The organism is Aquirufa esocilacus, assembly GCF_042715595.1.
Lineage (GTDB): Bacteria > Bacteroidota > Bacteroidia > Cytophagales > Spirosomataceae > Aquirufa > Aquirufa esocilacus.
Genome location: NZ_JBBKXX010000001.1, coordinates 309,853 through 334,836 on the forward strand (window position 1 = coordinate 309,853; position 24,984 = coordinate 334,836).

18 protein-coding genes are annotated in these 24,984 nt (G+C 43.3%); 11 read left to right on the forward strand and 7 right to left on the reverse strand.

Annotation, left to right across the window (positions count from 1 at the left end; all coding sequences use genetic code 11):
- The first annotated feature begins 13 nt into the window (after positions 1-13).
- From SKC37_RS01315 to SKC37_RS01325, 3 genes are all read left to right on the forward strand, one after another.
- The gene (locus tag SKC37_RS01315; protein WP_377979737.1) at positions 14-3,166 is read left to right on the forward strand and encodes a SusC/RagA family TonB-linked outer membrane protein; all 3,153 of its coding nucleotides are present in this window, start codon (positions 14-16) and stop codon (positions 3,164-3,166) included.
- A gap of 9 nt (positions 3,167-3,175) precedes the next feature.
- Positions 3,176-4,657 (forward strand): RagB/SusD family nutrient uptake outer membrane protein, encoded by a 1,482-nt coding sequence (locus tag SKC37_RS01320; RefSeq protein WP_377979738.1) that lies wholly within the window; start codon positions 3,176-3,178, stop codon positions 4,655-4,657.
- A gap of 62 nt (positions 4,658-4,719) precedes the next feature.
- Complete coding sequence (locus tag SKC37_RS01325) at positions 4,720-7,122, forward strand: alpha/beta hydrolase family protein (RefSeq protein ID WP_377979739.1); 2,403 nt, start codon at positions 4,720-4,722, stop codon at positions 7,120-7,122.
- 129 nt (positions 7,123-7,251) lie between these two features.
- Here the strand turns inward: SKC37_RS01325 and SKC37_RS01330 are convergent, their stop codons facing one another.
- On the reverse strand, positions 7,252-9,282 hold the full coding sequence (locus tag SKC37_RS01330) for a M13 family metallopeptidase (protein ID WP_377979740.1): 2,031 nt from the start codon (positions 9,280-9,282) through the stop codon (positions 7,252-7,254).
- Positions 9,283-9,339: 57 nt separating this feature from the next.
- On the opposite strand from SKC37_RS01330, the gene SKC37_RS01335 reads away from it, so the two are divergent.
- The gene (locus tag SKC37_RS01335; protein ID WP_377979741.1) at positions 9,340-11,373 is read left to right on the forward strand and encodes a S9 family peptidase; all 2,034 of its coding nucleotides are present in this window, start codon (positions 9,340-9,342) and stop codon (positions 11,371-11,373) included.
- Positions 11,374-11,518: 145 nt separating this feature from the next.
- On the opposite strand, the gene SKC37_RS01340 is transcribed toward SKC37_RS01335, so the two are convergent.
- On the reverse strand, positions 11,519-12,589 hold the full coding sequence (locus SKC37_RS01340) for a Gfo/Idh/MocA family protein (protein WP_377979742.1): 1,071 nt from the start codon (positions 12,587-12,589) through the stop codon (positions 11,519-11,521).
- Between the two features lie 32 nt (positions 12,590-12,621).
- Here SKC37_RS01340 and SKC37_RS01345 point away from each other — a divergent pair, with 32 nt between their 5' ends.
- Both SKC37_RS01345 and SKC37_RS01350 read left to right on the forward strand, forming a co-directional pair.
- Positions 12,622-14,535, forward strand: a complete 1,914-nt coding sequence (locus SKC37_RS01345) for an alpha/beta hydrolase fold domain-containing protein (RefSeq protein WP_377979743.1) — start codon at positions 12,622-12,624, stop codon at positions 14,533-14,535.
- A gap of 57 nt (positions 14,536-14,592) precedes the next feature.
- On the forward strand, positions 14,593-15,483 hold the full coding sequence (locus tag SKC37_RS01350; RefSeq protein WP_269006591.1) for a sugar phosphate isomerase/epimerase family protein: 891 nt from the start codon (positions 14,593-14,595) through the stop codon (positions 15,481-15,483).
- Between the two features lie 76 nt (positions 15,484-15,559).
- On the opposite strand, the gene SKC37_RS01355 is transcribed toward SKC37_RS01350, so the two are convergent.
- From SKC37_RS01355 to SKC37_RS01370, 4 genes are all read right to left on the reverse strand, one after another.
- Complete coding sequence (locus tag SKC37_RS01355) at positions 15,560-17,476, reverse strand: alpha-amylase family glycosyl hydrolase (RefSeq protein WP_377979744.1); 1,917 nt, start codon at positions 17,474-17,476, stop codon at positions 15,560-15,562.
- A gap of 6 nt (positions 17,477-17,482) precedes the next feature.
- Positions 17,483-18,424 (reverse strand): carbohydrate kinase family protein, encoded by a 942-nt coding sequence (locus SKC37_RS01360; RefSeq protein ID WP_377979745.1) that lies wholly within the window; start codon positions 18,422-18,424, stop codon positions 17,483-17,485.
- The gene (locus SKC37_RS01365; protein WP_377979746.1) at positions 18,421-19,731 is read right to left on the reverse strand and encodes an MFS transporter; all 1,311 of its coding nucleotides are present in this window, start codon (positions 19,729-19,731) and stop codon (positions 18,421-18,423) included. The genes SKC37_RS01360 and SKC37_RS01365 overlap by 4 nt, the downstream gene beginning before the upstream one ends.
- 85 nt (positions 19,732-19,816) lie before the next feature.
- Positions 19,817-20,533 (reverse strand): SDR family oxidoreductase, encoded by a 717-nt coding sequence (locus tag SKC37_RS01370; RefSeq protein WP_377977706.1) that lies wholly within the window; start codon positions 20,531-20,533, stop codon positions 19,817-19,819.
- A gap of 40 nt (positions 20,534-20,573) precedes the next feature.
- Here SKC37_RS01370 and SKC37_RS01375 point away from each other — a divergent pair, with 40 nt between their 5' ends.
- From SKC37_RS01375 to SKC37_RS01395, 5 genes are all read left to right on the forward strand, one after another.
- Complete coding sequence (locus tag SKC37_RS01375) at positions 20,574-21,413, forward strand: diacylglycerol/lipid kinase family protein (RefSeq protein ID WP_377979747.1); 840 nt, start codon at positions 20,574-20,576, stop codon at positions 21,411-21,413.
- Positions 21,410-22,828, forward strand: coding sequence for an amidohydrolase (locus SKC37_RS01380; protein ID WP_377979748.1), 1,419 nt, complete (start codon positions 21,410-21,412; stop codon positions 22,826-22,828). Before SKC37_RS01375 ends, SKC37_RS01380 begins: the two co-directional genes overlap by 4 nt.
- Before the next feature lie 69 nt (positions 22,829-22,897).
- Positions 22,898-23,233 (forward strand): ArsR/SmtB family transcription factor, encoded by a 336-nt coding sequence (locus SKC37_RS01385; protein WP_377979749.1) that lies wholly within the window; start codon positions 22,898-22,900, stop codon positions 23,231-23,233.
- A 1-nt stretch (position 23,234) separates the two neighbouring features.
- Entirely contained in the window at positions 23,235-23,753 is a 519-nt protein-coding gene (locus tag SKC37_RS01390) for an ArsI/CadI family heavy metal resistance metalloenzyme (protein ID WP_377979750.1), read from the forward strand.
- A 1-nt stretch (position 23,754) separates the two neighbouring features.
- Positions 23,755-24,360, forward strand: a complete 606-nt coding sequence (locus tag SKC37_RS01395) for a low molecular weight phosphatase family protein (protein ID WP_377979751.1) — start codon at positions 23,755-23,757, stop codon at positions 24,358-24,360.
- A gap of 145 nt (positions 24,361-24,505) precedes the next feature.
- Here SKC37_RS01395 and SKC37_RS01400 read toward each other — a convergent pair whose 3' ends face one another.
- Positions 24,506-24,931, reverse strand: coding sequence for a YybH family protein (locus SKC37_RS01400; RefSeq protein WP_377979752.1), 426 nt, complete (start codon positions 24,929-24,931; stop codon positions 24,506-24,508).
- Positions 24,932-24,984 lie beyond the last annotated feature (53 nt).

A 24,984-nucleotide genomic window follows, 5' to 3' on the forward strand; every position in this document is an offset into this window, starting at 1 on the left:
AACTAAAGACATTATGAAAAAAACATTACTATTAAGTATGTTCATGTGGCTGACGGCAATGATTCCATTGTTTGCCCAGGACAGATCAATCACAGGAAAGGTGACCGGAGATGATGGTTCAGCTTTACCTGGAGTTAACATTGCCGTGAAAGGAACTAGTAAAGGGACTAACACAGATGTGGATGGTGCTTTTAAATTAAGCGTTTCTTCTAATGCTGTGTTAATTGTTAGTTCTGTGGGCTATGCGCCACAAGAGGTAAAGGTGGGTAACAGAACAGTTATCAATGTGTCATTAGCGTCTGCTACTTCTACTTTAGAGGAAGTTGTTATCACGACTTTTGGTACTGCTAAAAAGGCCTCATTTACAGGTTCATCTGCTTCTGTTAGTGCAGAAAAGTTAGGTGTAAGACCTATTACAAACATTGGACAAGCTTTAGAAGGTATTTCTGCTGGTGTGACTACAACGTCTACTGGTGGTCAGCCAGGTTCTTCTCCTGACGTTCGTATTCGTGGTTTTGGATCTATTTCTTCTTCTAATGCACCTTTATACGTGGTAGACGGAGTTCCTTATTCAGCTAGTATTGCAAACTTAAACAATGATGATATTCAATCAATCACTGTTTTAAAGGATGCGGCTTCTACTGCTTTATATGGTGCGCGTGCTGCGAACGGGGTTGTGATGGTAACTACGAAAAAAGGTACGAAAGGAAAAAATTCGATCAATGTTAAATACACAAAAGGTTTTAACACGCGTGCTTTACCTGAATATGATCGCGTAGGTGCTGCGGATTATTATCCATTAATGTGGGAGTCGAATCGTAATAACTTAGCTTACCGCGCGACTAGCCCTGTGGCAATCGCAACAGCAAATGCAACAGCGTCTGCTGGTTTAGGTGCTATTGTAGGAACAGGATATAATGTATACAATGTGCCATTTGCACAGTTAGTAGGTACAGACGGTAAATTAAACGCGTCTGCTCAAATGATTTATAACCCAGATGATTTAAACTGGGAAAAAGCCGTGATGCGTCAAGGTATTCGTGATGAAGTAAGTGCTAACTTCTCTGGTTCGAACGGTAAGTCAGACTATTTCTTGTCTGTATCTTATTTAAATGATAAGGGATATCAGATCAAATCTGATTATGATCGTTTTACAGCGCGTTTAAATGTGAACAGCCAAATGAACAATTGGTTCAAAGTAGGTGCTAACATGAACACAACCGTAACGACTTCAAACCAATCTACGGCTGATGGTGGAACCTCATTCGTGAATCCATTCTTCTTTACACGTGGTATGGCACCTATTTACCCAGTTTACGCGTATGATCCAGCTAGCCCAGGTTCATTTTTGAAATTGGAAAATGGTAGAAACAGATATGATTACGGCAACTTAAGTGCTTTAGGTTTATCTAACCGTCCACAATATGGTGGTCGTCACGTAGTAGCAGAAACGGAATTGAATGAAAACTTCTTCCGTAGAAACTTATTAGGTGGTCGTGCTTTTGGAGAGATTTCTTTCTTGAAAGATTTTAAGTTTACTAGCAACGTGGGTGTGGATATCACCAATGCGAACTCGATCGTTTTTGGTAACCCAGAAATTGGTGATGGCGCTCCAGCAGGTCGTGCTTCTAACACCTTTGAGAATATTACGAACTATAACTTATCACAGTTATTAACGTATAATCACTCATATGGTAAGCATAATGTAGATGCCTTAATTGGTCATGAAAACTACAACTTAGTGAGTAATAGCTTAGACGGTTCTCGTTCTCAGCAAATCTTAGATGGTAATTATGAGTTGATCAACTTTACGACCACAACTAACTTAACATCACAATATGACACTCGTCGCGTAGAAGGTTATTTCTCTCGTGTGAACTATGATTTTGATTCGAAATATTTCGTTTCATTCTCTGCTCGTCGTGATGGTTCTTCTAAGTTCTACCAAGATAAGCGTTGGGGTAATTTCTACTCAGTATCTGCAGCTTGGCGTTTAGATCAAGAGGATTTCATCAAGGAATTGACTTTTATCGATAACTTGAAATTAAGAAGTTCATGGGGTCAAACAGGTAACGATGGTGGTATCAGTAACTATGCATGGCAACCATTGTACGCTTTAGGTTGGAATAATGCGACTGAGCCAGGTATTTTACAATCTTCTTTAGGTAGTAAGACTTTAGAGTGGGAAACAAATACGGCATTTGACGTGGCATTAGAATTTGGTTTATTTAAGAACCGTGTTTCTGGTACGATTGAATATTTTGATCGTCAGTCTACTAACTTGATTTTTGCTGTACCTCTTCCATTATCAGTGGGTATCGGAACAGAGACACGTAATATTGGTTCGATGTACAACCGTGGTATCGAATTGCAGTTAGCTGGAGATTTAGTTCGTACGAAGGATTTTGTTTGGAATGTTGATTTCAATGCAACGAAGTTAGAGAACAAGATCACGAAGATGCCTGCAGAAAGCAAGGAGATCATCGATGGTACGAAGAAATTAAAAGAAGGTAGCTCATTATATGACTATTGGTTACGTGAGTACAAAGGAGTTAACCCAGAAACGGGTGTGGCTGAGTACCGCGCTATCTCTTATGTCGCGTCTAACTCTCGTATCACTGCTAACGGTGACACCTTAACGAATAACATCGCTAACGCACGTTATTGGTATAATGGTTCATCTATCGCTGATTTGACTGGATCTGTTAATACGTCTTTACGTTACAAAGGATTCTCTTTATCTGCTCTGATGGTATACCAAATTGGTGGTAAAATTTATGATGGAGCCTATGCTGGTTTAATGGGTGCAGGTTACCACAATGCAAAACACGTGGATATCTTGAAGCGTTGGGTAAATCCAGGTGATGTGACTAACGTTCCACGTATGGATGCTGGTAGAACAGCGGATTTTGATGCGGCATCTGACCGTTGGTTAATTGATGGAAGCTTTATGAACATTCGTACGGTAACTTTATCTTACCGTTTACCTAAGTCGTTAATGAATCGTTTGAAAATCGACAATGCACAGGTATATGTGAGTGGTGAAAACTTCTTAATGTTATCTCGTAGAAGTGGAATGAACGTTCAGCAGAACTTTGCAGGTACAACCAGCAACGTTTACAGTCCTGCGAAGTCATTAGTTTTAGGTCTATCATTCTCTTTATAATATAGAATCATGAAAAAGAAATATTTAGGTTACTTTTCGCTCGTATTCGCATTATTACTTTCATCTTGCGAAGAAACTTATTTAGATACTACCCCTACGGCTAGTATTGATGCAGGTTCAGCATATGCTACTACTAAGAATGCAGCATCTGCTATTAACGGTATTTACCGTTCGTTTATCGTACGTTACTTGAGTTCTCAAGGTCACTCTGGTCACCCAGCGATGATGATTATTCTTGATCACATGGGAGAGGATATGGTTTTAGGAACAACAGCAGCTTCTTGGCACGTAGGAGAGACGCGTTGGACAGCACACCGTTCTGATGTGAATACATTGGTACAATTCCCATATGAAATGTATTACCGTATCATCGGTAACGCGAACATTGGTATTGCTAATTTAGACAAGGCGGTAGGTCCTGCGGCTGATCGTAATGCATTGAAAGGAGAAGCTTTAGCCCTACGTGCTTTTGGTTATTTCAACTTAGTGCAATTGTACGGTAAGCGTTACGATGCAACAGCTAAGCCTAATGCACAATTAGGTGTTCCTTTAGTTTTAGAACCTACTACGGAAGGAAAGCCTCGTAATACGGTAGAAGAAGTATACGCACAGATCAACAAAGATTTAGCGGATGCTGCGGCTTTATTAACTACCTCACGCTTAAACAAATCACACATCAATTTAAGTGTGGTGAAAGGTTTACAAGCTAGAGTAGCTTTAGTGCAACAAGATTGGGCTAATGCAGCTAAGTTTGCAGCAGAAGCACGTGCGGGATATGTTCCGATGACGGCTACTATGTACCAAGATGGATTCCAAGATATTGCGAATTCAGAATGGATGTGGGGCTTTGATCACTTAGAAGATCAAACGGAGTATTTCGGTGGATACCACTCGTACATTTCTTGTAACTACAACTCTACTGTAATTAGAACGTACCCTAAGGTTATTAATAGCTTATTGTACAAGCAAATTCCAGCTACAGATGTAAGAGCTAAAATGTGGGTTGAGACACCTACTACAGCTAACTCTATTGTGCCTCCAGGAGGTGTTCGTCCTAAATTCTTGAATCAAAAGTTCAGATTGCCAGGTACGCCATCTACTTCAGCTATGGGAGATGTTCCATATATGCGTGCAGCTGAGATGTATTTAATTGAAGCAGAAGCAAAAGCTCGTTTAAACGATGCTGCAGGTGCTTCGCAAGTATTGTTTGACTTAGTAAAAACACGTGACGCTAGTTATGTGAAGTCAACTAAAACGGGTGTTGCTTTAATTGATGAAATTTTAGTTCAGCGTCGTGTAGAGCTTTGGGGTGAAGGACACCGTTTCTTAGACTTGAAGCGCACAAATGCAGCATTGAATAGAAATGGTACAAACGCCATTGCTTCTGTAGCTTTATTATTTGATGTAGCTCCAGGTGATGTGCGTTGGGAATTCTTAATTCCTCGTCGTGAGATTAATGCAAATCCAGCGATCGTACAAAATCCATTATAATTTATTTTGTAATTTAAAGGTGGCTAATTTATTAGCCACCTTTTTTTGTTTAAATCTATCCTATGAAAAAATCATTCTTAATCTTGGCGCTTAGCGTCTTATCCTTTTCTGCCTCGTATGCGCAGGACGATTCCTATCAATTGCCTCCTAAAGCGATTTCGGACTTATTGTTAGCGAAACCCACGCCCTTAGTTCGTATTGATTCCAAGGCAGAATACTTGTTATTATTAGGTCGTAATTCCTATCCTACGGTAGAGGAACTAGGTCAACCAGAAATGAAAATTGCGGGTCTCCGCTTGAATCCCTTGAATTTTTCTCCGTCTCGCCAAAGTCCCATCAGCAGCATTACCTTGCAAACGATTCGTACTGGTGCGAAAATAGAAATCGCCGGTTTACCTAAAAACCTAGCTGCCGGATCCATTGCTTGGAATCCGTCGGAAACGAAAATTGCGTTTGCACAAACCGAGGTAAACGGTGTGGATTTATATGTGATTGATATCGCTTCAAAGAAAGCAACTCGCATCAATAGTGTTCCTTTAAATCAAGTGTTGGGGAATGCCTTTACTTGGGTAGACGATCAAACTATTCTATACAAGGTGACCACGCATGAGGCGGCCGGAGCTCCTAAACGTCCGATTACGCCTAAAGGACCGACCATTCAACAAAATGTAGGAAAAGCGGCACCAAGACCGACGTTCCAGGATTTGATTAAATCTCCTTATGATGAGAGTTTATTCTCTTATTATGCAGAGGCACAATTAGTGGTTTATAAAAATGGCGTGAACAAGAAAATAGGGGAGCCTGCCTTGTATAATTCATTCCAACTATCGCCGGATCGTCGTTACATTCTAACGCGGTCAGTCGCAAAGCCTTTCTCGTATGCCGTACCGGCCTATGGTTTCCCTACGACGGTGAAAGTCTTAGATTTGGACGGAAAAACGATCAAAGAAATTGCGAAATTACCATCTGCGGAGAGCGCTCCAGCAGGAAACGACAACGTGCAAAATGTGCCGCGAGGATTTGATTGGCGTGATGATGAGCCAGCTTCCTTAGTGTATGCCATGCCATTAGATAGTGGATTCATTAAAAAGCAGGTAGAATTTCACGATGCCGTTTATTCTTTATCTGCTCCCTTTACACAGGAGGCCAAAGAATTATTTAAGACGAAGACCCGGTATGCTGGGGTGATTTGGGGAAATAATAAAGTGGCTTTAGTGACTGAGGTATTACGTGGAAAGCAGACATCCAAAGTAAGCCGTTATTCTTCTGCGGATGGATCAATGGAAGTTTTGTACGAGCGTAATCTAACGGATGCCTACAAGAATCCAGGAAGTCCGGTATTAACGAAAAATGCCTTAGGTCGCGAGGTGATTCAATTCACAGATAACGGGACTAAAATTTTGATGAACAACCCGGTGGGTTCTTCTGATCAAGGTGATCTTCCTTTTATCTCGAAGTTTGATTTAGCCACGAAAAAGAATGAGATTATTTGGCGCGCTAAACCGGGCTACTTTGAGCAAGTAGAAGAAGTGATTGATGCAGACAAACTAATCGTATTAAGTAGAAAGGAATCCCAAACAGAGGTGACTAACTATTTTATCAAAAACTTGTTAAATCCATCGCAGGATAAGGCTTTGACCCAATTTGAAAACCCGTATCCAAATTTAGTGGGTATTACCAAGGAAAAAATCAAATACAAGCGTGCGGATGGCGTAGACTTAACGGGCGATTTATATCTGCCTAAAGGCTATAATAAAGAAAAAGATGGTCCATTGCCAGTATTGATTTGGGCTTATCCACGTGAATTTAATTCAGCGGCAGATGCAGCGCAGATTCGCGGTAGCAAGGACCGTTTCACGACCTTAAGTTGGGCTTCGCCTATCTATTATGCGACTCAGGGTTATGCGATTTTAGACAATGCGGAGATGCCGATTGTGTCGACGGATGCTTCTAAAAAGCCGAATGACAACTTCGTTGATCAATTACGTTTAAATGCTTCGGCGGCGATTGACCATTTAGTTCAATTAGGCGTGGGAGATCGTAAGCGTATGGCAGTAGGTGGTCACAGTTACGGTGCCTTTATGACAGCGAATTTATTAGCGCATACCGATTTATTTAAAGCAGGTATCGCACGTAGTGGGGCATATAATCGTACGTTGACTCCTTTTGGGTTCCAAAACGAAGACCGTACTTACTGGCAAGCTCCGCAATTGTATTATGAAATGAGCCCATTCAGCTACGCAGATAAAATCAAAGAACCGATTTTATTAGTGCACGGTGAGCAAGATGATAACACGGGTACATTCCCAATTAACTCGGAGCGTTTATACGCTGCTTTGAAAGGAAACGGAGGAACGACTCGTTTTGTCTATCTACCTTATGAAGCACATAGCTACCGCGGGAAAGAAAACGTTTTACACTTGCTATGGGAGCAATTCCAATGGTTAGAAAAATACGTCAAGTAAGGCGAAAAAAAGGAAATAAGGTTAAACAAAAAGGAGGTAGCCCTACGAGCTGCCTCCTTTTTGTTTAAGAAGTCCGGAGGGAAAGAGTCCGGACTAAATTCCTTCGAACTAAATTCCTCCGGACTAATTTTACCAAATCTTAATCCGATCTTCTGGCTTTCTATACAGCTTATCGCCTGGTTTCACATCAAAAGCCTTGTACCAAGCATCCATATTCACTGGAGCACCGATGGTGCGGTATTGACCAGGTGAGTGTGGATCTGTTAATACTTGTTGCGCCTCTGTTTCAGGAAGAGAGGAACCTCTCCAAACTTGTGCCCAAGCTAAGAAGAAGCGTTGGTCAGGAGAGAAGCCATCGATTTTCTTCGTTGACTTACCTTGCTTCGTCATTTTGAATGCTTCATAAGCCATATTCAAGCCACCTAAGTCACCGATGTTTTCGCCCATCGTTAATTTACCATTGACGTGGATCGTGTCTTGTACGGTGTACGCATCAAATTGCTTGCCTAAAAGTTCTGTTCTCGCTTTGAACTTCGCTAAGTCGTCTTTTGTCCACCAGTTACGTAAAGTTCCGTCTTTGTCGTATTGGCTACCTGAATCATCGAATCCGTGTGACATTTCGTGACCGATTACGGCACCGATTCCACCATAGTTGATTGCGTCATCTGCGTCAGCTGCGAAGAATGGAAATTGTAAGATACCTGCTGGGAATACGATTTCGTTCATCACTGGGCTATAGTAAGCGTTCACCGTTGGTGGCGTCATACCCCATTTGCTTCTGTCCACCGGTTTGCCTAATTGCGCTAAGTTTTCTTGGAAGCCCCAAGCACCTGCACGACGTAAGTTTCCATAATATTCCGTAGCAGAAATCTCTAAGCCATCGTAGTTTTTCCATTTGTCAGGATACCCGATTTTAGGCGTAAAGGCGTTTAATTTGGCCAAAGCCTTTTCTTTCGTTTCCGCGCTCATCCAATCTAATCTGTTGATGCGTACAGCGAAAGCTTTACGTAGGTTAGCCACTAATTCAACCATTCTTGCTTTCGCTTCTGGCTTGAAGTATTTAGCTACATACAATTGACCTAATAATTCACCTAAGGTTCCGTCCGTCATCGCTGACATGCGTTGCCATCTTGGGGCTTGTACTTTTTGGCCTGATAATACTTGTGAATACGCAAAGCTCGCTTTCACGAATGGAGAGCTTAAATATCCTGCGCTACTACGCAATACATTCCATGTTAAATAGGTCTTCCACGTTTCTACGGGCGTTTCAATCAATAATTTGTTCGCTGCCTCGAAGAATTTAGGGGCACCTACTAGAATAGAATCTGGTGCAGATGTGCCAAAGTCTTGGAAAGTCAATGCCCAGTTAAAGGCAGGTGTCTTTTGATTGAAATCAGCAAAGGCAAACTTATTATAAGTCTTGTACGGATCACGCATTTCGACACGAGCCATCTGCGCTTCTGCTAATTTTTTCTCTAATTGGAAAACCGTTTCTGCATTCGCTTTCGCTTGTGCCTCAGGAGTTCCAGTTAAAGTGAACAAAGTCGCTATGTATTTTTTGAATGCCTCTTGAATCTTTAGGCTACGCGCATCATTCTTTAAGTAGTAATCGCGATCCGGAAGTGATGTTCCACCTTGTCCTAATTGCGGTACCATTTTCTCTACATTCTTGCGGTCTTGACCGATGTAGAAACCAAATAAAGGAGAAGCAATCCCTGAAGAGCGTAAACGCGCGATTTCAGTCACTACTTGTGACTTGAATTGCAAACCTGCGATGTGTTGTAAATCCGCTTGAATAGGAGTGTAGCCTAATTTTTCGATAGCTATACTGTCCATTGCTGCCGCATAAAAATCAGCGACTCTTCTTTCGACTGAACCTGCGGCCGCTTTCGTGCCTTTGGTTTCGTCTAAAATCGTTTTAATCGCATTGATGTTGAAATCGCGCAATTGATTGAAAGCGCCCCAACGTGTTTCTTTGGCTGGGATCGGGTTTTTTCTAACCCAAGGTCCATTAGAATATTCCACGAAGTCATCACCCGCTTTTACGCTCAGGTTCATGTTGTCGCGGTCAATAAATTTTCCCGGTTTTTCTTGCGCATAAAGGCTGCCGCTGAATAGCAATGAGCCTGCAAGGACGAGTTGTAAGTAATTATTTTTCATTTGAAAAAGGTTGATGTGACATTAAATTAATTAATTTACTGAATCTAAACTACCTATATGAAGAAATTGTTACTAATCTTATCCTGCTTTTTAGCATTTAGCCTCTCTGTGGACGCCCAAAAGCCCATGTCACATGAGATCATGATCAAGCTGAAGAAAGTAGGTGCTCCTAAAATTTCACCAGATGGTCGCCATGTCATCTATTCCCGCATCGAAACCTCTTATAATCTGGACGAACAAACGTCAGACCTTTGGATTGCTGCCACGGATGGTTCTACAGAGCCCAGAAAATTAACCAATTCAAAAGGAGGCGAAGACAATTACCAATGGTCTGCTGCTTCAGATAAGATTTATTTCATTGCCAAACGCGATGGCGACGAAGCCCCTCAACTTTACGTTTTACCGCTTTCGGGGGGTGAGGCCCAACGTTTAACCACACTTTCCACAGGCGTAAGTGATGTTAAATTCTCTTCAGATGGCTCACGCATTATATTCTCCAGCCGTGTTTTTCCTACCGCTTTCACGGATTCAGCTAGTAAGAAATTAGCGGAAGAAAAGAAGAAAATTAAGACCAAAGCACGTGTCTATCAATCATTTCCCGTTCGTTATTGGGATTCTTGGTTAGATGAAAAACAAGGGCACATCTTCACGATGGACCTAAAGTCTGGTTCAAAGCCGGTGAATTTAATGGCGAGCATATCACTCGTGAATTCTCCAGGTTTTCGTTTAGGTTCTTATAACTTCAGTGCTGACGGTAAGTCAGTGGTGTTTACGGCAACTACGGAATACAACACAACTGCCTATCAATCTGCTAAATCAAATATTTATGCCGTTAGTCTTTCAGGTGGTAAAGAAACGGTTTTAGTAAATGATGAGACGGATTACTCCTCTGCTGAATATACGGAAGACGGGAAATACTTGATTGCATCGGGTTCTGCTATCGGAAATAAATTGTATTACCTGAATCGCATTTACCGATTTGATGCATCTTCTTTGACTGCCAAAAAAGAGCTAGCCGCCACCCTCGATCGTCCCATCAATAGTATGGAAATAGCGGGTTCAACCATTTTTGCTAGTATCGAAGACCAAGGCGTGGATCGCATCGTTGAGATTTCAGTCGCTGATGGTTCGGTTAAGGCAGTTTTAGGAGCTGAAACGGGATCTTATACAGGTCTAAGTTTGTCCACTAATACGCGTATTTTTGCGTATCAATACCAAAACGTTGCGACTCCGCCAGAGGTTTGGGTCTCAGCAAATGGTTCATTGAAAGCCATTTCTAAAGCGAATGAGGATGTTTTAGCAGGGTTGGATTTACAAAAGCCGGAGGTTATTTGGACTAAATCTTCCAGAGGTAAAATGATTCGTTCAGTGGTGTTAAAGCCGACTGGTTTCGATGCTTCGAAGAAATATCCACTCTTTGTTTTAATGCACGGTGGTCCAGCTAGTTCTTTCAAAGATGTATTTGGATATCGTTGGAATCCCTACATTTTAGGATCAGCGGGCTACGTAATCGTGATGACAGATTATACTGGATCAGTAGGGTATGGCGAGAAATTCGCGCAAGATATTCAGTATGACCCATTCAAAGGTCCAGGACAAGAAATCCAAGAAGCAGCGGCCGATGCCATCAAACGCTTCTCTTATATCGATGGAACCAAACAAGCAGCGGGTGGCGCATCCTACGGAGGTCACTTGGCGAACTGGATGCAAGCGACCACGTCACATTACAAATGTTTGATTTCACACGCGGGTTTAGTGAACTCGGAAGCCCAATGGGGAACATCGGATGTGATTTGGGGTAGAGAATTGATGAATGGAGGAGCTCCTTGGGTGCCTACTAAAACCTGGAAGGAACAAAATCCGATGCGTTTCGCCGCGAACTTCAAAACGCCTATGTTGTTAACGGTAGGCGAAAATGATTACCGCGTCCCTATTAACAATACCTTGGAAAACTGGAGCATTCACCAACGTCTTCAAATTCCGAGCAAGTTAATCGTCTTCCCTGGCGAAAATCACTGGATTTTAAATCCAGATAACTCGAAGTTCCACTATTCGGAAATTCAGGGTTGGTTAGCGACTTATTTAAAGTAAAAAAAAGGTCTCGAAATGAAATTCGAGACCTTTTTTTTACTTTAAATAGTCCGATGGGAATGATTCCGGAGGGAATGAGTCTAAACTAGTCTTCCTACGGACTTCGGACTACCTCCCTCCGGACTCCCTTCCTATTGACTTCGGACTACAGCTTCACCATCTCCCCAGTCCTCACCGACTCATCACACGCAAAAGCGATGCGTAAACTATTTACTGCATCCTCCACGTGATCTGTTAGATCTATGTTATCGTTGATGGCCTGTAGGAAATAGGCCTGCTCACGATCGCAAAGACCTTGGTGGTCTGGTTCATCGGTTAGGTTAACCCATTCGTCTTCTTTCGTGAATTCGTTTTTAGTATCGATGTCTGCGTGGTGTACCCGTAGGGATTCTGTTTTCGTGTGTGATTCCACATCATCTGATTTGCCCTCGCCGCCGGCATTTTTTGCGACGATGGAAACGGAACCTTTTGGCCCAAAAACATCCTTAACAAAATACGCATTCTGCGAGATCATCGGACCCCAGCCAGCCTCGTACCAACCCACGGATCCATCTTCAAAGTGAATCTGTAATTGACCGTAATTATAATTGCCTGCCGGAATATCTTCTGTCATTCGCGCGCCGATGGCCGAAACACGCATTGGTTTGGAGCGCGTCATTTGGCACATCACATCGATATAATGGACACCACAATCGACGATAGGGCTTAGCGATTTCATCAAATTACGGTGCACATCCCACATGTAGCCGTGGGATTGTTGATTTAGGTTCATCCGCATGACTAATGGTTTGCCCATCGTCTTAGCGATTTCGATGAACTTGATCCAAGACGGATGGTGACGTAAAATGTAGCCTACTACGAGTTTTTTGCCACTTTTTTCAACAGCTTCAGCCACCCGAATAGCGCCAGCTAATGAATCGGCGATTGGTTTTTCTAAGAAAACGTGACAATCAGCTTCTAATGCGGCGATGGCATAGGCTTCGTGGGTATCTGGGTAAGTGGAGATGCAAACTGCATCTGGTTTGGAGTCTGATAAGGCGGTGTAATAGTCGCTGTACAGCTTTTGGCCCCCACCTAAAGCTTCATTTAATGCTTCCTTGCTATTTCCAGGGGAAACGAGTCCACAGATTTCAAATCCGGCTACATTCTGGTAGGCTTTCGCATGAGAGGCTCCCATGTTTCCGCAACCCACCACGAGCACGCGTATATTTTTCATGTTAATCGATTTAGAATCGTAAATTAGGAAGAATGATTAGAATAATCGAAACTTCGCCTTTACAAATTATGCGCTTTCTCCTTATTTTCTTGCTTATTGGTTCCTTGAGTCTTCAAGCCCAAAACAAATCAGGCATCACCGGCAAGCCTGATACGTCCTTTACGAATTATGCTGCCTTGCAAATGGTAGTGAAACAGGATCCCACGATTCGTCTAGCGGATTATCAAAGTGCAAAGGTCAAAGGGCAAAGTTCAGTGTACAAAGTGATAGAATCGAGGAAATTGGTCGTGGATGAATATGCTGTATCAACTTCTCGCAAGCTACCCACTCTTGTATTTTTTCATGGAGGTGGCTGGCGAACAGGTCATCGTTCACAGCATATTCCTTTAGCAAAAGCCTTAGCAGATCGCGGATGCCGGGTCTTTTTAGTCGAGTATCGTTTGTCTACAGAAGCTCTTTACCCAGCTGCGATGCTGGATGCTCAAGCTGCCTTGCAATGGGTTTCGAAACGCCAGAATGTGGGAGAAATCTACGTGGGTGGTTATTCAGCTGGGGGCCAAATGGCTGCGCTCCTAGGTTCCGTTCAAGATGAAAATACCTACGGCAAAGGAGTCAAATTAGCCGGGTCCATTGATATCGATGGGATATTGGCCTTTATTCACCCGGAGTCAGGGGAGGGAGACGATAGCAAGCGTATCTCAGCAGCGACTCATTATTTTGGGTATAATAAGGTAGAGGGCGAGGCAATCTGGATGGGGGCTTCCGCTTTGAGTCATGTGACGAAAGGCGATCCTCCCGTACTTTTTTTGAATTCTAGTGATGAGCGGATGCATGCAGGCAGGGACGATTTTATGCGAAAAATGGCCGATTTTGGGATACATACGGAGTATCACACGTTCGAAAATTCCCATCACACCTTCGTGTTAATGAACCATTGGTTTAAGCAGGTGGTGGACCGGATGGATCATTTTATGCGCAAACGTCTAGTCGTGGGGCTAGATTTCAAGACGATACAATCCGCAGTAGATGTGGCTCGTCCTGGTCAGGAGATTTTCATTAAAAATGGCAATTACCAAGAAAAGGTATTCATCGATTCATTGAAACACCATTTGTCTTTTGTAGGGGAAAGCAGGGATGGCATGGTGTTGCGGGAGACGATTGCGCGGGATATTTGGCGTTGTTCAAATCCAGATGATTATGGTGCTGGAGTGTTGAATATCAAAGGGCACGATTTGTCATTTCGGAATATGACTATTATGAATGAATATGGATTCACGGCGACGAAAGATATATCGATTCCTTGTTTGAACGAGGCAGGAAAGGAGACGACCACGACAGTGCAGAAATATGCCTTACCAAGGGAGAAAGGGGAGAAAGAGGGGGAGAAGATCGTGCGAGTAGATGGGCATCAATTTGCAGTTCGTACGATGCCTGGTGCCACCCGTTTGTCTTTCGAACAATGTACCATCCGATCAGGTGGCGGTGACACGGTAAGTCCTTGGGACGTGAATGCGGGGATGTATTATTTGAATGACTGTTTGATTGAAGGGGGAGTGGATTTGTATTGTCCGCGTGGATATGCTTTGGCTGAGAATTGCACCTTTGTGTGCCATAATACGAGTGCGGCGATTTGGCATGACGGCTCTGGCGAACAAGGGGCGAAGACCGTTTTAAAGAACTGTCGCTTTCTAGGAGATCCCGGATATAAATTAGGTCGTTACCACCGCGAGGCTCAGTTTTATCTTTTGAATTGTTCCTTTGATAAAAATATGGCGGACGCACCTATCCACCAGTCAGGTGACCGAGTGCTGAATTGGGGTCATCGCGTGTATTATGTGGATTGCCATAAGGATGGAGGCGACTTTGCTTGGCATAAAAATAATAGTCCAGTAAAGGCCAGCGAATTGACATTCAAGACGATTTTTGGAGAAAAATGGAAAAAATAATTTATTGTATCATTAAAATACATTAACTTTGTTCTATTACCTCTAAACTTATCAACTATGAACTCGAGAAGAAGATTTCTTCAGCAGTCTAGCGCTTTTCTGGCGGCTAGCGTTTTAGCACCTCGTTTCTTGTCTGCACAATCGTTTACCAATCGTCCGGTGGGTATTCAGTTGTTTACCTTTTTTGGGAAATTTGACCAAGATGTAAAAGGGAATTTGCAGAAGATTGCGGAACTAGGCTACACGGAGATTGAATCAGCTTTCTCGATGTTACCCGGTTTTTATGGGATGAAAGGCAAAGAGTTTATGGCCTTGAACAAGGATTTAGGCTTGAATTGGGTTTCACACCACGTGGTGGGAGCGCCCTTGAAACCTCGTCCAGGAATGGATATGTCGCGTTTCCCTAAGATGATTAATTTGCGCGATGATGCGCAGCAAGCGGTGGATAATGCAGCGGAGGCAGGTGTAAAATACCTCGTGTGCGCCAATATTCCGATTGATACAAAAGAAGAAGTTGCTCAGGCAGTGGAAACCTTAAACAAGGCAGGAGAATTAGCAAAGAAAGCAGGACTTACGTTCTGTTACCATAACCACGATGCAGAATTTAAAGCTGTAGAAGGCCAAAAACCTTTTGACGTATTCGCCTCTCAAGTTCCTGCCGACTTATTGAAATTTGAATTGGATTTGGGTTGGGCTTCTAAAGCTGGAGTGGATGTCGTGGAATTGTTCAAACAACATCCAGGACGTTTCCCTTTATGCCATATTAAAGACTTCGACTCAGAATTTAAAAATATTCTCCCAGTGGGAGAGGGTGTAGTGAACTACAAGCGCATTTTTGATGCAGCTAAATCAGGAGGCCTGGAGCATTTCTTTGTAGAACACGATTTCCCGAAAGACGCTTTCGAAAGCCTTCGAATCAGCAAGAAGGCTTTGGACGCAATTTTATAATCCGCCTAACGGTTTTTTAGTGTTTAATGATTGAATTTTGATTCTGTAAAAACATCCCCTGTTGGGGGATGTTTTTTTATTTTAGGACATAAAATTGGTAGGGCGCAAAAGCCAAATGATCGTGATCCATCCCGATCTGAACCGTTTTGCCTGACCATAAGTCTTTCATAACTGTCGCCCGTTCTCCATAGGCTCCTAACATATAATAGGTCACCTCTTGTGGCTCAGCGCTAAAGTTGAATAAGAAATAGACTTTTTCTCCATTCAGGTAGCGCTCAAAACCGATGATTGAATTGTTGTGCACCTCTAACCAATGAATATTTTTCAAGTCAGCCACCACTTTTAGTGATTTACGCAGCTTGATTAATTTTTGAAGGTTGGAGAATACTTTATTTTCGATAGAATCCGCTTTATCAATCGTCGCACTCTTTTTCCAATCAATGATAGGGCGGTGCATCCAGCGGTTATCATATGATTTGCCTGGATCTTGTAAATACGTATAATCGTTTGTGTAAGCGGCTTCATCGCCATAGAACAACATCGGTACACCACCTACAAATAGACTTTGCGCTTGCATCATCGTGATTTTATCGATAGAAGTCTGGATAGCAGCAGGATTTTTAGAGGCGATGGCTTTTTCTAAACCACATAAGGAGGCTAACGAACCTGAAAGACGCGCATCCTGTGTTTTGGGATTTACTGCAAATAAGGCTCCAGTGGCTGGGGATTCGATGCCACCGCTGTAATAGTTTTTGATGTAAGAGCGGTGATCGTATGGGTTGAATCCAGCGTGCTGGATCATCCAATCGTCATAACCTAAGCCGATATCATCGTGGCAACGGGTGTAAGTTAACCAGGTCGCGCCTTTCGGTTTGCGTACTAACTCGTTTTGAGCGGTGCGCATCACGCGGATATCGCCGGTAGCCAAAGCATCCCATTGAACGGCCATTTGAGTGGCGTTATAGGCAAAATCGCATTCGTGTGTAGCGAAACGACCCGTTCCAAAGTATTCCATAATCTGGGCTGGAGCCACAATGGCTTCGCCCAAAATAGCCATTCCAGGCGTAGCCACTTCCACGCACATTTTAATTAATTGTAGTAATTGGTGGGCTTCTGGAAGGTTTTGGCAGGCAGTTCCCATTTGTTTCCAAATGAAAGCCGGCGCATCGATGCGCACCACGTCTACGCCAAGGTTTGCGTAGTAAAATACGTTCGCTAGCATTTCTACGAAGACTTTGGGATTCGTATAATTCAAATCCCATTGATAGTGGTGGAAAACGCTCATCACCCATTTGTCCATTTTCTCGTCGTACGTGAAACTTCCTGGAGAACTTTCTGGGAAAATCTCCGGCATCGTTTCTTCCATCGCATCAGGGATGCGACGGTCGTCGTACATGTAGAAATAGTCTTGGTATTCTTTAATTCCTGCTTTCGCGAGCTTAGCCCATTCGTGGTGATGCGACGTGTGGTTTAACACGATGTCGATCATCAAGTACATATCTTTTTGTTGCAGGGCCTTTTGGAACTCGCGTAAATCTTCGATCGTCCCTAATTTCTCCTCCACCACGCGGAAATCTTCCACCGCATAACCGCCATCACTCTCGCCTTCTGGGCTTTTGAACAAGGGCATCAAGTGAAGAAAATTCACGCCTAATTTCTCTAAATACGGGATTTTCGCTGGTAAATCGGAGATTTTTCCAGCAAAACGATCCACATATAAACTCATTCCCACCAGATCCTGGCTCAAAAACCAATTCTCCTCTTTCTTCGCTTTCTCCTCATCCCGCTTTTTCAGTTCCTGACTGCGTTCTGTATAGGCTTGAAAAATGGTTTGGATTAAATCTGAGAATAATGGACTGTCCCCATAAATCGCTCTAAAGTGGTTATGGATATCATCTAGATTAGCTGTCAAACGTTCTTGAAAGCCAGCATCCTTAATTTTATGTGATTTTACAAGCGTATTCGCTTGTTTTTGAAGAGCGGAATTGTACACAGTCTATTAATTAAAAATACTATTGTTTAAGTTCTTGAAGGCTTCCATGGCTCCCAGGTATTCACAAGTTCTGGCACCTGCCTTATTTGCATTTTCTACGATATTTTTCCAAGCAGAAAAATCAAGGTCCTGGATGTTTAATCCATCTAATTGATAAAGCACCGCACCCACAAAGGCATCTCCTGCACCGGTTGTATCCACTGGTTTTACTGGAATGCTTGGAATGATGTAGGTTTTGCCTGCCAATCCCAATAAAGTCCCCTCTTTTCCTAAGGTAATCGCGAATACACCAGGACAGATGTCTAACAAGGCTTCAGTCGCCTCTTCTAGCGTTTCTGTTTCGGTAATTAACATCGCTTCTTCATCAGATAGCTTCGTAAAGTCCGCTTCTTTCAAGAAAATCATACTTTGCTTGATGAAGGACGGTATTTTATCGCCAAACAATAAATGGCGGTAATTCGGGTCAAAACTGATGATTTTGCCGTCTTTTTTTGCTCGGTCTTTTAACGAATAATAGGCCGCATTTAACGGTCCAGTTAAGAAGGCTGTCGCAGATCCAAAGTGAACGATGTTTACACCGGTTAAATCGATTGCCGCTACTTCTGCTTGGGTTAATTCTGCATCTGCGCCGCGGTTAAAAACAAAATCACGCTCTCCATCAAGCATCAAGGAAACGAAGGCAAAAGTCGTGAACGTTTTCGAGTCCAAGTGAACGTGTTTTGTGTTCACGTTGAAATCTTGCATCACGGAGATCATTTGGCGTCCAAAAGGATCGTTCCCCACTTTTGCACTCAAGCTCACTTCGCCGCCTAAGGCGCCGATGGCTGCTGCTACGTTTGTGGGAGCTCCTCCTGGTTTTTTTAAGAAATTTTGACCGTCTGACAGGCTAGAACCTTTGTCAGTACAAATCATATCAATCAAGGCTTCGCCTATACAAATGACACTCATGCGGATTGTTTAGATGGGGATGGTTTAATAAAGGCAGTCGCTAGGGCTGCAATGGCTAATAATGCTCCTGCAAAGGTAATCGCATTTCTGGGATCGTTGTCTAAAAAATGCTTTAAAATGTAACCAAAGGTGATATTTTGTAGAATCATCGGGATTACAATCATCATATTGATGATACCCATATAGACCCCGTACCGCTCCTTAGGGATATCGCTAACCACCAGTAAATAAGGGATTCCCATCATACTTGCCCAGCCGATTCCGAAGCCAGAAATAGCAAAGAATAACAAGTTCTTATTTTCAATGTGAGGGAAAGCTAAGAAACCAGCGGCGGCTAAAATGAGGCAGATCATATGCACGGATTTGGCCCCATATTTCTTAGCGAAACCAGCTAAAGCCAAAGCCGATAAGAAAGTGACGATGTTATACCAGCCATTCACTAAACCTGTCCAGGAAACGGCTTCCTCGTATAATTTTGGGTTACTTTTAGGCGTTGCATTCCAGACAGATAAAGCAATACTCTTCGAGGAATTTTGCCAATAACAGAAAAGCGCATACCACTGGAATAAGTACACTAACGCTAATTGCCACATTACTTTGGGCATTTCCCCGATCGCGTGAAATATCTCAAAAATGGATTCTAAAACGCTCGTTTTGCGCGAACGAATCTCGGCTAATTCCTCAGCTGTCGGTTCAATTTCCATAGCGGTGTGCATACTCCACCAGATGGATCCTATGGAACAAACGGCCCCCAAGAAGAAAGAGGCGTATACCCAGGTTGGTAAAGAACCAGTCTTGCCTATGAAGATCATGGGGAAGATGAAGAGGGATAGGTTGGCTAGGGTTTGGCCAAAACCCGTGAAAAAACTCTGCATCTGAAATCCTGTAGGCTGTTGATCGTCATTTAATTTATCAGCGACAAAGGCACGGTAAGGCTCCATCGCTGTATTATTCCCAGCATCCAAGATCCACAATAAACTCGCGGCCATCCACAAAGAAGACGAGAAAGGATAGAGTAAAAGGCAAATGCTACACAATAGAGCGCCTATAAAGAAATAGGGCTTGCGGCGTCCCCACTTAGGATGCCAGGTGCTGTCACTCATCGCACCGATGAAAGGTTGGATTAATAAACCAGTAACAGGTCCAGCCAGGTTTAAAAGAGGTATTTCGTCCGGACTAGCCCCCAGGAAATCATAGATCGGATTGACAGCGCTTTGTTGCAATCCGAAGCTGTATTGAATACCAAAAAAGCCAACGTTCATGTTGACGATTTGGCTAAAACTTAAAGAGGGTTTCCAATTGGACATGTCTGATAGGTTTATAAGTAGATTAAATTTAATTATTCTACACAAGACCTGCAAACTGTCCTACACTGTTGACCTAAATTCTTGGCTAGTATTCTTGGTTAAGCGGGTGAATCATCAACTCATCGATCACCACGTGCGCTGGCTGGTTCATCACATAATAGATGCTATTGGCCATATCTTCTGGGCTCAACCAACCTGCGTGGGAAGGATCTCCTGCAGGATCTGCATGAAAATGAGAATCCACTAATCCAGAATAAATCGTGCTTACTTTGATGCCGTCTCGTCTAACCTCTTTACGCAAAGCTTCAGTGAACGCGTGCTGTGCATATTTAGAGGCGCAATAAAGTGACCCTCCATCAAAAACACGTTTCGCCACATCAGACGCAATCGTGATAAGGTGGCCTTTTTTAGCGGCTTTTAGGTGCGGTAGGGCTTTTTGGCAAAACAAAAAAGTTCCTTTTACATTCGTGTCAAACACCTGATCCCATTGTGTCGCAGTATAGGATTCAGTAGGGCCAAAGGCCCCAATCCCCGCGTTATTGATCACAAAATCAATATGTCCAAAGGTATGCACTGTTTTTTCCACTGCATCCGAGACAAAAGCCTCATCGGATACATCCCCATCGAAATAAAGTGGACGATGTCCAATCTCGGTAATTTCTGCGGCCAAGTCTTTCAATTCCCCTTTATTGCGTGCCACCAAACTTAATTGGAAGTTGTTTTTGGCTAGCAATAAGGCGAGCGCTCGGCCTATTCCACGAGAGGCTCCGGTAATGATGGCAGTGGGAAGTGAATTTGACATATTGATTTATTTTATGTTAAATTTAAACAATTCTATGATTATGAGTCAAAAAATAGCGTTTCTTATCAATCCTCTCAAGAAGACCGTTGCCATTGCGAACTATTTTTCTTGGGTAATCGAGACCGTAAAGGTAGAGAAATCGGATTGGGAAATTCAGCTTTTTGCGAAAGAATGGCCCACTTTGCTAGATGAATTTGATCAAGTATGGGTGATGGGAGGCGATGGAACGTTTAATTATTTTGTGAATAAATACCGTGCTCTAAATATTCCTATTGCGCTGTTTAAAGGTGGTACGGGGAATGATTTTTATTGGAAATTATACGGAGATCGATCGAGACGTGCACATTTAGATGCGGTATTAAGTGGTCACGTGGAAGCATTCGATGCCGGGGACTGCAATGGGCAACTTTTCTTGAATGGCGTGGGTATTGGGATTGAGGGAGAAGTGCTGAAATCGATGGATTCCATTCGCTACTTTAAAGGCGGCCTGGGTTATTATTTAGCCGCTATCCCTAATTTATTAAAGTTTAAAACCTATCAAATTCTAGGCGGCCGCGAGGTATTCCTCTGTATGGTTTTCAATTCTTCTAGGGCAGGTGGAGGTTTTCATTTCTTCCCCAAAGCCTCAGTTCAAGATGGCCTGCTCGATGTTTTATATTGTCAACCGATACCGGTTTGGAAGCGGCTTTATTACATGCCCATTATACAATCAGGCAAGCATTTGAATCTACCGATTGTGGAATTCTCTCAAACGAAAAAGATCAGCATTAAAACCAGCCGGGTCCTCAGTGCCCAGGTTGACGGAGAAGTCCAAACATCAGATCAATTTGATTTCCAAGTTCTTCCTGCTAATTTTAAGTTCATTGTACCTCAATTATGAAAAAAATACTCTTATTCGCTTTAGTTAGCCTACAAGCTTTTGCACAAGACGCAGACAAAAAGAAAGTCTTAGCGAGAATTCAACAACAAGAATCGCATTACAGTGCGATCGCACAGAAAATCTGGAACTTCGCCGAAGTCGGATATAAAGAAAAACAATCCTCTGCTCTTTTGCAGGAAACCCTGAAACAAGCTGGTTTTACGATTGAAACAGGAGTAGCAGGAATTCCTACTGCATTCGTGGCGACCTATGGTCAAGGAAAACCGGTGATCGGAATTATGGCCGAATACGATGCCTTGCCAGGTTTATCTCAGGATTCCATTCCGACTAAACGCTCCTTGGGAGGAGCCTCAGGGCATGCGTGTGGCCACCATTTATTTGGGACAGGTTCGTCTGCTGCAGCTATTGCCGTAAAAGAATGGTTAAAAGAAACGGGTGGCAAAGGGACGATTAAATTATACGGATGTCCGGCGGAAGAGGGAGGATCCGGAAAAGTATACATGGTACGCGAAGGATTATTTAATGATGCCGATGTCATGTTGCACTGGCACCCGAGCGATGCGAATTCGGTTTCGACGGGGTCGTCTTTGGCGAACAAAACAGGTAAATTCCGCTTCTACGGTCTTTCATCGCACGCGGCGGCCTCCCCAGAAAGAGGACGATCTGCTTTAGATGCGGTGGAGGCGATGGACTTTATGGCCAATATGATGCGCGAGCACGTGCCCTCTTCTACGCGTATTCACTACGTAATTACGAACGGGGGCAAGGCGCCTAATATCGTTCCAGATTATGCGGAGGTCTATTATTACGTGCGTTCTCCACAACGCGATATCGTGATGGATGTGTGGAATCGCTTAGAAAAAGCGGCGGAAGGTGCTGCTTTAGGTACAGGAACTCGCTATGAGTTAGAAGTAATCGGTGGGGTGTATGAGATTTTGCCAAACGAAAAGTTAGCCGCACTGATGAGTTCGAATTTGGCCAACGTGGGAGGATATACCTTAAATCCAACCGAGTTGGCTTTCGCTAAACAAATTCAACAAACGCCAGGCATGTTGCAGACTGATTTAGCGTCTACTTCTTCCGTAGTTCCGGGTCGTCCAGATCCAAGTGGCGGAGGCTCGACGGATGTGGGAGATGTGAGCTGGGTAGTTCCTACGATTGGTTTAGGAACCGCTACTTGGGTGCCAGGAACGACCGCGCATAGCTGGCAAGCAGTAGCGGCTGGGGGCACTAGCATCGGTAAAAAAGGAATGATGGTGGCTGCCAAAACGATTGCAGGGACGGCCATTGATTTATTTAAAAACCCAGCTTTAATAGAAGCCGCTAAAGCCGAGTGGTCGAAGCGTAAAGGCGCTGAATTTAAATACAAGGCTCTTTTAGGTGATCGCAAGCCGGCTTTGAATTATAGAGATTAAAATAAAATAGGCTTCGGCCTTTTTTATTTAGTTGTTTCATCGTAATATTGCAATATAATAACAAGCAAAATGGGAATCACCAAAACAGACCTCTTTACAGAGGAACAAAATGCGATCGCTCAGATGGCCAAAGTACTCGGACATCCCGCACGCGTCGCGATTTTACAGTATTTGGTGAAATCCAATACCTGTATCAACGGAGATCTTGTCCAAGAATTAGGTCTAGCTCAGGCTACCGTCTCTCAACATTTAAGAGAATTGAAAGAGGTGGGATTTATCCAAGGAACGATTGAAGGCGTCTCGGTTTGTTATTGCATTAACCGGGAAAAGTGGGCGGAGTTTAGTCAGCTTTTTGGGGAGTTTTTCGAACATTATTTTGTCGCACAAAAATCTAATTGTTGTTAATATGTCCACTTTTCCACGAATGCACGTCTCCTTGTATGTCAGCAATTTAGCGGCATCGGTGAATTTTTACTCGACTTTTTTCGGTCAGCCAGCCACGAAAGTGAAGCCAGGTTATGCGAAATATGTGTTAGATAGCCCCTCCTTGATTATCTCGTTTATCGAAAATCCAGAGCGCGTTCAAGCAAACTTCGGTCACTTAGGTTTCCAAGTAGAAACTTCGGAAGAGATGAATGCCCGTTTAGAAGTGGCAAGAAAACAAGGGATTGTTTCGAAAGAAGAAATCGGAACCTCTTGCTGCTTCGCCGTTCAAGACAAATTCTGGGCTACAGATCCTGACGGTGTTCAATGGGAAGTGTATTATTTCCACGAAGACGCAGAATTCAATGACCCACACTACGCTTCACAGGACGCCTCAGCATGTTGTATGCCACCCGCGACAGAGGCTGTTGAAAAACCAAAATTAAAAATCGCCGAAGTGCAAGCCGCAAACGCTTGTACCCCAGGCTCAGGATGTTGCTAATATGAAGGATTTATTAAACCAAAATTTGGAACAAATTCTCTCACTCGAAATTCCAACCGAGCGCCGAGAAATACTACAAGTCTTGATTGATTACATCAAAGACAAACGCAAAAAAGAGCAGCCGATTCGACTGAATTTCATCTGTACGCACAACTCGCGCCGCTCTCAATTCTCACAAGTCTGGGCTCAAACCGCCGCAGACTATTTCCAAATCCCCGCCCAATGTTATTCTGGAGGGGTAGAGGTGACGGCTTGTAACGAACGCACCGTAGCTTCGCTAGAGCGAATGGGTTTCATTGTCTCTAAACACGGGCATTCTAATCCCATCTATTTCGCCTTGCACACGCAGGATTCGCGTCCCATCATTCTTTTTTCGAAATTATATGATGATGTCATCAACCCACACGGCATTTTTGCGACAGTCATGACCTGTTCACACGCAGACGAAAATTGCCCTTTCATCCCAGGTGCGGAAGCCCGCATTCCGGTACGTTATGAGGATCCCAAAGCCTTTGATGACACCACCGAGGAGGCTGCACAATACGATGCAAGGTCGAGGCAGATTGCGGGGGAAATGTTTTATGTTTTCTCTAGAGTGACAATCTAGTCCGGAGGGAGGGAGTCCGAAGGAGTTTAGATTAGAGATAATAGAGTAGAGATAAATAGTCCGGAGGGAGGGAGTCCGGAGGAAATAAGATTAGAAGTATTTATGAAATATTTTTTCTACGGACTTCGGACTAATTTCCTACGGACTACGAAGTGTGATCCCTCACCACCAGCCACTTCCCGTTTATTTTTTTCATCAACAACGTAAAATAGCCACCCACATCACCCACGGTCGGTCTTGTCAAATGCCAGCGGCCTAATACCCAAGCCGTTTTTCCTGCTGTAATATCTACTTCTTGAATGTCAAAATCTAACGTGCCCATCGTCTCGCGATTGGGATAAGATTTTAAATAGCGCTGTAAAGTAGCCTCCCAGCCAGACACGACGCCAGCTTTTCCAATGAACTTTAGATCAGGGGATTTTTCGTAGTATTCCATAAAACCCTCGATATCCCCCTTGTTCCACAGTTTAATCTGAGTTTGCAGGACAGACTTGATGTCGTTTTCGTCTTTATTTGTTTGAGCGAAAAGGAAGGAAGGGATGAAGAGGAGGAGGAAGAGGAGTGATTTCATTTTGTAAATATATTAATAAAGAATAAAGCACAAAGCATAAAGAATAAAGTAGG